This is a genomic window from Streptomyces sp. SID3343, from assembly GCF_009865215.1.
Classification (GTDB): domain Bacteria; phylum Actinomycetota; class Actinomycetes; order Streptomycetales; family Streptomycetaceae; genus Embleya.
This window is the reverse complement of record NZ_WWJX01000642.1, coordinates 1-10,874: the sequence shown is the minus strand read 5'-3', so window position 1 is coordinate 10,874 and position 10,874 is coordinate 1. Positions and strand designations below refer to the sequence as shown.

The following is a 10,874-nucleotide window of genomic DNA, read 5'->3' as shown; positions in this document are numbered from 1 at the left end:
CGGTCACCGGTCCCGAGGCCGGCGCGATCCCCGCGCAGGGCCGGCAGGCTGCGCGGACGCCCGTCGAGCCGGCCACGCCGCCGCAGTCGGGCGAGTCGCCGACAAGGAAGGCTACTCGGTAGTAATCGGGTTGGTCCGGGGGCTTCCGGTCGGCGCGTCGAAGGCGTAGGACAGCGGTACGGCTTCCGCCGCCGGCACGTCTGTCGACTGCAGCGAGGAGAACGCCCGTGTCGACGCACGACCTGTACGCGATACCCGCCGACATGACCGTCTGGGAGGTCCCGGCGACCGGGGCCGCCCGGTTCGACTGGGAATACGACGAGGGCCGCGACCGGCTCCTCGCGCTGTACGCCAAGGGCAAGGACAAGCAGTGGGACGCCGCCCGGCGGATCGAGTGGGATCTGCCGGTGGACCCGGTCAACCCGCTCGGCTTTCCCGAGGAGATGCATTCCCTGTACGGCACGCGCAGTTGGAACATGATGTCGCCACGCGAGCGCGACGAGCTCGGCCGGCACAGCATCGCCTGGCAGTTCAGTCAGTTCCTGCACGGCGAGCAGGGCGCGCTGATCTGCAGCGCGAGGATCGCCGAGAGCGTGCCCGACCTGGACGCCAAGTTCTACGCGGCCACCCAGGTCATGGACGAGGCCCGACACGCGGAGACGTACGCGCGCTTCCTCAAGGACAAGGTCGGTCTGTACTACCCGATCAATGCGAGCCTGAAGTCGCTGCTCGACGACACCCTGTCCGACGCGCGTTGGGACATGCCCTACCTCGGCATGCAGGTGCTCATCGAAGGACTCGCGTTGGCCGCCTTCGGGATGCTGCGCGACATCACCTCCGTCGCGCTGCCGAAGCAGATCCTCGCGTACGTCATGCAGGACGAGGCCCGACACGTCGCGTTCGGCCGGATGGCGCTGCGCGACTACTACGCCCAACTCACCGACGCCGAGCGCGGCGAGCGCGAGGAGTTCGTCGTCGAGGGGTGCTACCTGATGCGTGACCGACTGCGCGACGAGGAGGTGTGGGACAACTTCGAGATCGACAAGGCGGAGGCACGCGAGGCCACCGAGAACTCCGAATACCTGCGCGAGTTCCGCCGATTGTTGTTCAGCCGGATCGTGCCGTGCATCAAGGACATCGGCCTGTGGGGTCCCAAGGTGCGCACGACGTTCGCCGAGATGGGCGTGCTCGACATGGGGGATTCCAACGTCGAGAGGCTGATGCGCGACGACGAGGACCAGGCCGAGGCCCTGGATCGCGACAAACGCATCCGCGCGGAGGAGGTGGCCCGCGAGGCGGAGGTCACCGACATGGTCGAACTGGGCAGGCAGGACTGACTGCGCGATGCCCTACCCGGGCGGGCGGGCTAGGTTTTCGGTATGACCGAACTTGTACACTCCCGACCGCCCGCCTTCGTCTTCGACCTCGACGGGACCCTCGTCGACAGCGTCTACCACCACGTCATCTCGTGGCAGGAGGCGCTCAGCGAGGCCGGCATCGACCTCGCCATGTGGCGCATCCATCGCAAGATCGGGATGAGCGGCGGCCTGTTCGTCAAGGGCATCCAACGCGAGACGGGCCTGGATCTGCCCGCCGACCAGGTCGAGGCGCTCCAGGACGCACACGGGCGCAACTACGCCGCCCGGGTGAAGTCGATCCAGCCGCTCCCGGGCGCCCCCGAACTGCTGCGCCACCTCACCAACGTGGGCATCCCGTGGACCATCGCCACGAGCGGACGCCGGGCGGGGGCCGAGCCGATGCTGGCCAAGCTCGGCGCCCCGCTCGACCTGCCGATGGTCACCCGGGACGAGGTCGCGCGGGCCAAGCCCGACCCCGACCTGTTCCTGGCCGGCGCCGCGAAGCTGGGCATGGACCCCGGGCAGTGCGTCGTGGTCGGCGACAGCATCTGGGACCTGCTGGCCGCACGGCGGGCCGGTTCGCTCGGCGTCGGCCTGCTCTCCGGCGGCTACGGCGCGGACGAACTGGAGCGGGCACACGCGTTCCGCGTGTACGACGAGCCCGGTGACATGCTCGCCCACATCGACGAACTCGGGGTACGCGGCGACTGAGACGGCCCGCCGGCCATCCGAGTGATCCTCCGCGCCAACCGGTCCCGGCCCGGCCGCGAAGTCCTACCATCGACCCATGGGGCCGGCCGACGAATCCGCGGAGCTGCTTCGTCTCCTCGCGAACGAGGCCCGGTTGAAGGTCTTCGCCGCGCTCGTCCTGGAGGCCCGTCTCAGCTCCGAGATCGCCGACCGGGCGGGTCTCGCGGTGCGCGACACGATCAAGGTGCTCGCCCGGTTGGAGGCCGTCGGCCTCGCCGCGCGCGTGGGTGACGGATGGCACGCATGCCCCGAGGCACTGGCCCAGGCGGCGGCCGGGCTCGGCAAAGCCCCCGACGACTCCTTCGCCGACCGCGACCCCGCCGAGGCGGCCGTGCTGCGCACCTACCTCACGCAGGGCCGGATCCGGCGGCTGCCGGTCCAGCGGGCCAAGCGACTCGTCGTGCTCGATCACATCGCGGGCAGCTTCGAACCCGGACTGCGCTACGACGAGGGCGAGATCGTCGAGGCCCTGCGGATCTTCACGGACGACCACGCCGCGCTGCGCCGGCACCTCGTGGACGAGGGTTTCCTCGGCCGCGAGGGCGGGGTGTACTGGCGCACCGGCGGGTCGTTCCCGGTCTGAGCGACGACCCCACCGGTGCGCCGGCGGGCGTCAGCGGGCCGTGCGCTGGATGCTGACGCCGCCGTTGTCGGTCTGCACGGTGATCTTGTGGGTCGAGCCGCGGACGTTGTCCAGGCCGACATCCTTGCCGCCGTTGCCGGTCTTGACGCCGACCTCGTAGTCGGTCCCGTCGTCGGGCACGGTGATCTTGACCCCACCGTTGTCCGTCCGCGCGTCCACGGCGGTGGGGCTGTTGTCGAACCGGAGCCGGACGCCGCCGTTGTCGGTGGTGGCCTTGACGGTGTTCGCGGTCGTGCGGGTCACGTCGATGCCGCCGTTGTCGGTGCGCATGGTCAAGTCGCCCACACTGTCGCTGATGTCGATGTGGCCGTTGTCCGTGGTGATCTTCATGTTCTGCCTGAGACCGGACACGTTGACTCCGCCGTCGTCGGTCGCCACGGTGAGCGGGAGGCCGAGCGGCACCTTGATCGCGTAGGAACCGTCGCACGAGAAGCCGAAGAAGGTCGAGCAGTGCAGCCGCAGTTTGAGCCGGTTGCCCTCCAGGGACCACGTCGGGTCGGGCCCGTCGATGCTGTCGGTGACCTTGCGCCTGACCTCGATCACCCCCGACGCGCCCGGCTCGATCGTCACGCCGCCGTTGTCGGCGTCGATCACCAGATCGTTGCTCGTGAGCTGGAAGGTCTTCTCGGCCCGCACGTCGTGACTCGACAACAGGATGATCCCGACCCAGGCCGCCAGAAGGATCCCTCCGGCGGTGATCACCACACCGAAGACGATCAACAGCGTGCGCAGCGGCCTTTTCATGACACTCTCCCCGACAGGTGATCCGAAGCTGTCCAAACTGTATGAGCGGGGCACTCGGGGGCGGCATCCGGCGGTCACCCGAACCCGGGGTGGGGCTGGCCCCCCTTCCCGACCCGGGACCGCCGGCAGGCGCCCACCCGCCGACGCCGACCCGAGGACCCCTCGTACACCCGGTTCGACGTCGGCTGAACCCGGGCACGGTGGGATCCGTTGGACTGTGCGAGGGTCGTCCTCTCCCTCGGACCCCCCACAGCAAGGAGACCCGGTTCATGTTCGACACCGTCCTCGGCCTGCCCACTCACGTCCTGGTCGTGCACCTCGCGGTGGTCGTCGTACCGGTGGCGGCGGTCGCGAGCGTGCTCGTGGCGGTCCGCCGGGCCTGGTTGTTGCGGCTGGGGTGGTGGGTGGTCGGTCTCGACGCGGTCGCGGCGCTCACCACCTTCGTCGCCAAGCAGAGCGGCGAGAAGCTGCTCACCCGCCTCGACCGGCTGAGCGACGGTCAGCGCGCCGCCGCCGTCCAGACGCACGTGGACCGGGGCGCCGACATGCTGTGGTACGCCATCGGCCTGTTCGGCATCACGCTCGTGCTGCTGCTCGTCGCCCGCCACCGGGCCGCCGCCACCTTCCGGCCGCGGACGATACCGCCGTACGTGGCACCCGTCGTCGCGGTGCTGACCGTGGTGGCCGCGGTGCTCGCGGTCGTCCAGGTCGCGCGGGTGGGCCACTCCGGGTCGAGCGCGGTGTGGAAGAGCACGGTGGACAACAGCAGCGCCCGGCTGCGCTGAGCGCGGGCGCACCGCCGCGACGGTCGGTCGCGCGGACCTTCGTCGCGAAGAGCGGCTAGTCGCCCTCGTCGCGCTCGCGGGTCTTGAGCAGGCGCCGCAGCGAGTAGAGCCGGGCCGGGTCGGCGTGCCCGGCCGCAACCCACGCGTCCAGGCCGCAGTCCGGCTCGTCGTGCGAGCACGCCCTGGGGCAGTCCTCGGTGCCGGCCGCGAGGTCGGGAAACGCGTTGATCACCCGACTGAGGTCCACGTGGTTGAGACCGAACGAGCGCACGCCCGGGGTGTCGACCACCCACCCCTGACCCTCGCCGCGCTCGAACACCGGCAGCCGCAGGGTCAGCGCCGACGTGGTCGTGTGCCGACCACGACCGGTCACCTCGTTGACGTGGCCCACCGCGCGCTGGTGGTCGGGGACCAGTTCGTTGACCAGAGTGGTCTTGCCGACGCCGCTGTGCCCGACGAAGACGGTGGTCTTGCCGGCCAGGCGCGCGCGGATCGGGTCCAGGTCCCAGTTCGACTCGCTCTTGGTGACCACGTACTCCACGCCCAAGGCGCCGTACATGGCCAACAGGTCGTCGGGGGACGCCAGATCGGCCTTGGTCAGCACGAGCAGCGGTTCCAGACCCGCGTCGTAGGCCGCGACCAGGCAGCGGTCGATCAACCGCGGCCGCGGCTCGGGGTCGGCCAGCGCGGTCACGATCGCGAGCTGGTCGGCGTTGGCGACGATGATCCGCTCGTACGGATCGTCGTCGTCGGCGGTCCGCCGCAGCGTGCTGCGCCGCTCCTCGACCCTGACGATGCGGGCCAACGAACCGGACTCGCCGCTGAGGTCGCCGACGATGCCGACCCGGTCGCCCACCACGACACCCTTGCGGCCCAACTCGCGGGCCTTCATCGCGGTGATCGAGCGGTCCCCGGTCGGGCTCTCGTCCGCCGACTCGTCTTCCAACAGGCACGTGTAGCGCCCCCGGTCGACGGTCAGGACCCGGCCCTCGCGGGCGTCCTCGTGCTTGGGCCGGGTGCGGGTGCGCGGCCGCGAGCCGCGCTTGCCCGGACGGATCCGGATGTCGTCCTCGTCCAGGTCCTTGCGGCGGTTCGATCCGAGACCGGCCATCTCCCGGGCCCCTCAGCCGTTCCGCGCGGTCAGCATGCTCGTCCACAGGCCGGTGAAGTCGGGCAGGGTCTTCGCGGTGGTTTCCACGTTCTCCACTTCCACGCCCGGGACCAGCAGGCCCAGGACGGCACCCGCCGTCGCGAGGCGGTGATCGTCGTAGGTGTGGAACACGCCGCCGTGCAGCGCGCGCGGCCGGATCTCCAAGCCGTCCTCGATCTCGTTGACGTCGCCGCCGAGATCGTTGATCTCCTTGACCAGCGCCGCGAGGCGGTCGGTCTCGTGCAGGCGCAGGTGGGCGACGCCGGTCAACCGGCTCGGTCCGTCGGCCAGCGCCGCGACCGCGGCGATCACCGGCGTCAACTCGCCGACGTCGTGCAGGTCGGCCTCGATGCCCCGGATCCGCGCGCCGCCCTGGAGGGTCAGGCCCGCCGGACCGAGCGCGCAGGTCCCGCCCATCTCGGTGAAGATCGAGCGCAACCGGTCGCCGGGCTGCGTGGTGTACTCGGGCCAGTCGCGCACGGTCACCGCGCCACCGGTCACGAGCGCCGCGGCCAGGAACGGGCCGGCGTTGGACAGGTCGGGCTCGACCACCATGTCGCGCCCGAGCAGCGCGCCGTGCGCCACCCGCCACACGTTGGGCTCGCCGTCGTCGACCTGGGCACCCGCGGCCCGCAGCATGTCGACCGTCATCGCGATGTGCGTCATCGACGGCACCGACGTGCCGGTGTGCCGCACCTCGACGCCCAGGTTGAAGCGCGGTCCGGACAGCAGCAACGCGCTGACGAACTGCGACGACGACGACGCGTCGATGTGCACGACCCCGCCCTCGACCCCGCCGCCGCCGAGCACCGTCATCGGCAACCGGGCCTCGCCGTCGTCGTCGATCCGGGTGCCCAGGTCACGCAACGCGTTGATCACGCCGTCGAGTGGGCGCTCGTACGAGCGCGGGTCGCCGTCGAAGCGCACCGGGCCGTCGGCGAGGGCCGCGACCGGCGGCAGGAAGCGCATCACCGTGCCCGCGTTGCCGCAGTCCACCGCGGCGGGTCCGCCGAGCCGGCCGGGCAGGACGTACCAGTCGTCGCCGTGATCCTCGATCACCACGCCCAGCGAGCGCAGACCGGCGACCATCAGAAGCGAGTCGCGGCTGCGCAGCGGGCGGCGCACATACCCGGGCCCGTCGGCGAGCGCGGCCAACACGAGGGCGCGATTGGTCACCGACTTGGAACCGGGCACCTCGACGGTGGCGGTCACGGGGGCAGAGGCAACAGGGGCTGACCACAGCGCAGACATCACGGGGCAAGCGTAGTCGTTTGCCGGGGCCGGCCCGGTTTTCCGGGTGGACACGTGGCACTCTGGGTGCCATGTGTGGCCGGTACGCGTCGAGCAAGAGTCCCGAAGACCTCGTCGAGTTGTTCGAGGTCGATCGGTTCGACCCGGCGGACGAACTCGAACCCGACTGGAACATCGCTCCGACCAAGCAGGTCTACGCGGTCCTGGAACGCGCCGCGGAGCCCGGCGGCGACCCCGTGCGGCAACTGCGCACGATCAAGTGGGGCCTGGTCCCGTCGTGGGCCAAGGATCCCGGCGCGGGCGCGAAGATGATCAACGCGCGGTCGGAGACCGTGCACGAGAAGCCCTCCTACCGGAAGGCGTTCACGGCCCGACGCTGTCTGCTCCCGGCCGACGGCTACTTCGAGTGGCACACCCCGAAGACCGCGCCCGACGGGCCCAAGGGCGCGTCGCGCAAGCAGCCCTTCTGGATCCACGCCCAGGACGGGTCGGAGGTGGCCTTCGCGGGCCTGTACGAGTGGTGGCGCGACAAGGGGCGCGCGGACGACGACCCGCTCGCGTGGCTGTGGACGTGCACGATCCTGACCGCGGACGCCGACGAGGAGCTGTCCCGGATCCACCACCGGATGCCGCTCGTACTGACGTCGGACCGGTGGGACGCGTGGCTGGACCCGGCGCTGACCGAGCCCGAGGAGATACGCGGCCTGCTGGTCCCGCCGCGGCCCGGCTTCATGACGGCGCATCCGGTGTCGGTGGACGTCAACAACGTCCGCAACAACGCTCCCCACCTGCTCGACCCGATCCCCGACGACGAGGTCACCGTTGACGCGACGCTCTTCTGACGCGGCCGCCGATTCCGATCCGGCTTCCGATCCGGCCGGCGCGGCCGACCCGACCGAGGTCGAGCCCGACACGGTGTCGGTCGACACGCCCGTCGGGCTCGCCCGGGTGACTTTTCACCGGGCGGTCGGCAGGGCCCGCGCGTGGTTCGTGGTCGGTCACGGCGCCGGCGGCGGGATCGAGGCGCGCGACCTGGTCGCCCTCGCGTCCGCGCTGCCGGCACGCGGCTTCCACGTCGCGCTCGTCGAGCAGCCGTGGCGTGTCGCCGGGCGTCGGCTCGCGCCCGCCCCCAAGACCCTGGACGCGGGTTGGCTACCGGTGATGCGGACGATCGCGGCCCGCAACAAGGCCGCCGGCCTGCCCGTCTTCGGGGCCGGCCGCAGCGCCGGCGCCCGGGTCGCGTGCCGCACCGCGATCGAGACCGAGGTCGCCGGCGTGGTCGCGCTGGCCTTTCCGCTGCACCCGCCCGGCAAGCCCGAGCGTTCGCGGATGGCGGAATTGCTCGGCGCCGGTGTGCCGACTCTCGTCGTACAGGGAGAACGGGACTCCTTCGGCACTCCCGAGGAGTTCCCGAAGGACGGTCCGACCGTGCTGCCCGTCCCGTGGGCCGACCACGGATTCGCCGTCCCGAAGAAGGCGGAAACGACCCAGGAAGCCGCATTGGCCCTGATCACGACGGGTGTCGGCGATTGGCTGGAGGCGGCGACCGCGCGGGAATGATCCGCTCGGACGACGTGTTCCCACCACTGTCAAGCGTCGACGAGTGGAGGTTGCCCCCATGCTCAAGGCCGCCGGTTCGGTTGTCCGAAACGAGGCACCGTTTCTCGCCTGGCCCGAGTGGGGTGCGGGCACCGATCAGCCTCGGGCGATATCGTCGACTCCTGGCCTGAAGGAGGTGGGTCTCGTCCCGGAGACCTTGGAGCAGCAAGACGCACGGTTCGAGCGGGATGCCCTGCCGTTCCTCGATCAGTTGTACTCGGCGGCGCTGCGCATGACGCGCAACCCGTCCGACGCCGAGGATCTGGTCCAGGAAACGTTCGCGAAGGCGTACGCGTCGTTCCACCAGTTCAAAGAGGGCACGAACCTCAAGGCCTGGCTGTACCGCATCCTGACCAACACCTTCATCAACTCCTACCGCAAGAAGCAGCGTCAGCCGCTGGAGTCGCACGCGGAGGAGATCGAGGACTGGCAGCTGCACCGCGCCGAGTCGCACATGTCCACCGGACTGCGCTCGGCCGAGGCACAGGCCCTCGACCACCTGCCGGACTCCGACGTGAAGACCGCCCTGCAGGCGATTCCGGAGGAATTCCGGATCGCGGTGTATCTCGCCGACGTCGAGGGCTTCGCGTACAAGGAGATCGCGGACATCATGGGTACTCCCATCGGGACCGTGATGTCGCGCCTGCACCGCGGGCGTCGTCAGCTTCGCGATCTTTTGTCCGACTACGCACGCGAGCGCGGCCTCGTCCCCGCAGGCACCGACCGGAAAGGCTCGGATTCATGAGCTGCGGTGACCACCACGAGGTGGATTGCTCCGAGATTCTCGGGCACCTGTACGAGTACATCGACAACGAGCTCGCGGACGCGGACTGCACCAGCATCCGCACGCACCTCGACGAGTGCTCGCCGTGCCTGGACAAGTACGGGCTGGAGCAGCAGGTGAAGGATCTCGTGCACCGCTGCTGTGGGCGCGACGAGGTTCCCTCGGAGTTGCGCAGCAAGGTACTGGCGCGGATCAAGTCGGTGCGGATCGAGGTCGACGCGCAGCGACCCTCCGTCCACGAGTCCGCAGTCGTGGAGGAGACCGTGGTCGAGATAGAGCGACCGGGTCTGGCCTGACGTTCGGCCACGTACGACGATCGGGGGTTGACCCGATCGAGCTAATCAGGGGCGCACGGCCGGGATAAACCGGTCATGCGCCCCTCGGCCGTTCGCGAGGCGGCCTATCCTCGGTGCTCCAAGTGCTGTGACCGGCCGAGGAGTCGCATGCGCACGCTGCCGCCGCTCGCACGAGTCCACGTCATCGTCGTGGCGGGCGCGTCCGTGCCCGCGATGATCCTGCTCCCGTGGTCCGGCGTGGACCTCGATCGACTGATCGCGCTCGCGGCGCTGTTCGTCACCTTCGGCGCGGTGGCCCGGGCCCGACTCACCGGTTTGTGCGGCGCCCCCGACGGGGCGCTTTTTCCGTTGGTGTGCGCGAGCGTCTTGCTGTTGCCGGCCGGCGCGGCCGCGACGATCACGGTGCCGGGAGTGCTGATCGCGCGGGCCCGTACCGCCGACCCGACCGCGCGTGTGGTCAACGCGGCGCACCTGGTGCTCTCCGTCGCCGCGGCCTCCGGGGTGTACGAACTCCTGGGCGGGCCGCGGGAGGTGACCGCGGCCGCGATCTGGGCCGGGCTCGCCCGGGTGGGCGCGGTCGGGGTGGTGCTCTACCTGGTGAGCGGAGTGCTCGACGCGGCGTTCGCGACCGCGACCCAGGGGGTCGGGCAGGTCCAGATGTTGCGCGAGGTGTTCGTGCGCACCGCCGGGTGGCGGCTGGGCTCGGCGCCGATCGCGCTGATGATGGCGGTCCTGTGGCAGCAGCGGCTCGGGGTGTTCGCGGCGGTGCTCGTGCTGTTGCCGCTCTACGTCGCGTTCTGGGCGTACGCGCAACAGGCGCGGGAGAGCGCCGCGCACGAGGCGACGGTGCGCACGTTCGTGCGGGCGGTGGAGATCAAGGACGGCTACACCCGCGGGCACAGCGAACGCGTCGCGCGGGCCTCGGTGCTGATCGCCCGACAGTTGGGCATGCGCGAGGACCGCGTGGTGTGCCTGCGCTACGCCGGAATCCTGCACGACGTCGGCAAGTTGAGCGTGTCCACCAAGGTGCTCACCAAGCCGGGCCGGCTCGACCCGGACGAACTCCGGGAGATGCAACGGCACCCGGTCAGCGGTGCCGCGATGGTGCGCGACCTGGAATTCCTCGGCGAGGCGCACGCGGGCATCCTGCACCACCACGAACGGATGGACGGGCGCGGTTATCCGGCCGGCCTGGCCGGGAGCCAAATCCCCGAGTTCGCGCGGGTGATCGCGGTCGCGGACGCGTTCGACTCGATGACCTCGACGCGCTCGTATCGGCCCGCGCGCGGTGCGCAGGCGGCGATGGCGGAACTGCGGCGGTGCAGCGGCAGCCAGTTCGACCCGCGCATGGTCGACGCGCTCGGGCGCGCGCTCGCCCGGTACGGCTGGCCGGAGGGCGAGGTACAGGAGCGGGTGCCCGCGCCGCGCGGGGAGATGCGTTTCGACTCGCACTCGGTCGCGCGTGAGCGGGTCGGTGGGGGCGCGTGAGCGCGACTGCGGGGGCGCGCCTGGGC

12 protein-coding genes are annotated in these 10,874 nt (G+C 70.8%); 9 read left to right on the top strand and 3 right to left on the bottom strand.

Annotated features, from left to right (window positions below; all coding sequences use genetic code 11):
• Positions 1 to 227 precede the first annotated feature (227 nt).
• The 3 genes from GT354_RS19695 to GT354_RS19685 all read left to right on the top strand — a co-directional run bounded on the left by GT354_RS19695 (position 228) and on the right by GT354_RS19685 (position 2,691).
• Positions 228 to 1,337, top strand: coding sequence for a ferritin-like domain-containing protein (locus tag GT354_RS19695; protein ID WP_346012091.1), 1,110 nt, complete (start codon positions 228 to 230; stop codon positions 1,335 to 1,337).
• A 42-nt stretch (positions 1,338 to 1,379) separates the two neighbouring features.
• The gene (locus GT354_RS19690; RefSeq protein ID WP_161357608.1) at positions 1,380 to 2,069 is read left to right on the top strand and encodes an HAD family hydrolase; all 690 of its coding nucleotides are present in this window, start codon (positions 1,380 to 1,382) and stop codon (positions 2,067 to 2,069) included.
• 76 nt (positions 2,070 to 2,145) lie between these two features.
• A complete protein-coding gene (locus GT354_RS19685; RefSeq protein WP_161357607.1) occupies positions 2,146 to 2,691 on the top strand; it encodes a DUF2087 domain-containing protein in 546 nt (181 codons plus the stop codon).
• 30 nt (positions 2,692 to 2,721) lie between these two features.
• Here the strand turns inward: GT354_RS19685 and GT354_RS19680 are convergent, their stop codons facing one another.
• A complete protein-coding gene (locus tag GT354_RS19680) occupies positions 2,722 to 3,495 on the bottom strand; it encodes a DUF4097 family beta strand repeat-containing protein (protein ID WP_161357606.1) in 774 nt (257 codons plus the stop codon).
• Positions 3,496 to 3,764: 269 nt separating this feature from the next.
• Here GT354_RS19680 and GT354_RS19675 point away from each other — a divergent pair, with 269 nt between their 5' ends.
• A complete protein-coding gene (locus GT354_RS19675; protein WP_161357605.1) occupies positions 3,765 to 4,280 on the top strand; it encodes a DUF2231 domain-containing protein in 516 nt (171 codons plus the stop codon).
• Positions 4,281 to 4,335: 55 nt separating this feature from the next.
• On the opposite strand, the gene rsgA is transcribed toward GT354_RS19675, so the two are convergent.
• Positions 4,336 to 5,391, bottom strand: coding sequence for a ribosome small subunit-dependent GTPase A (rsgA, locus tag GT354_RS19670; RefSeq protein ID WP_161357604.1), 1,056 nt, complete (start codon positions 5,389 to 5,391; stop codon positions 4,336 to 4,338).
• Positions 5,392 to 5,403: 12 nt separating this feature from the next.
• Positions 5,404 to 6,681 carry a 3-phosphoshikimate 1-carboxyvinyltransferase gene (gene aroA / locus GT354_RS19665; protein ID WP_161357611.1) on the bottom strand — a complete coding sequence of 426 codons (1,278 nt, stop codon included), beginning with the start codon at positions 6,679 to 6,681 and terminating at the stop codon, positions 5,404 to 5,406.
• Between the two features lie 71 nt (positions 6,682 to 6,752).
• Between aroA and GT354_RS19660 the strand changes: the two genes are divergently transcribed.
• The 5 genes from GT354_RS19660 to GT354_RS19640 all read left to right on the top strand — a co-directional run bounded on the left by GT354_RS19660 (position 6,753) and on the right by GT354_RS19640 (position 10,848).
• Positions 6,753 to 7,523 carry an SOS response-associated peptidase gene (locus GT354_RS19660; protein WP_161357603.1) on the top strand — a complete coding sequence of 257 codons (771 nt, stop codon included), beginning with the start codon at positions 6,753 to 6,755 and terminating at the stop codon, positions 7,521 to 7,523.
• 73 nt (positions 7,524 to 7,596) lie between these two features.
• Positions 7,597 to 8,241, top strand: coding sequence for an alpha/beta family hydrolase (locus GT354_RS19655; RefSeq protein WP_161357610.1), 645 nt, complete (start codon positions 7,597 to 7,599; stop codon positions 8,239 to 8,241).
• A 148-nt stretch (positions 8,242 to 8,389) separates the two neighbouring features.
• Positions 8,390 to 9,025, top strand: coding sequence for a sigma-70 family RNA polymerase sigma factor (locus GT354_RS19650; protein WP_161357609.1), 636 nt, complete (start codon positions 8,390 to 8,392; stop codon positions 9,023 to 9,025).
• The gene (gene rsrA, locus GT354_RS19645) at positions 9,022 to 9,360 is read left to right on the top strand and encodes a mycothiol system anti-sigma-R factor (RefSeq protein WP_161357602.1); all 339 of its coding nucleotides are present in this window, start codon (positions 9,022 to 9,024) and stop codon (positions 9,358 to 9,360) included. The genes GT354_RS19650 and rsrA overlap by 4 nt, the downstream gene beginning before the upstream one ends.
• A gap of 147 nt (positions 9,361 to 9,507) precedes the next feature.
• Positions 9,508 to 10,848 (top strand): HD-GYP domain-containing protein, encoded by a 1,341-nt coding sequence (locus GT354_RS19640; protein ID WP_161357601.1) that lies wholly within the window; start codon positions 9,508 to 9,510, stop codon positions 10,846 to 10,848.
• Positions 10,849 to 10,874 lie beyond the last annotated feature (26 nt).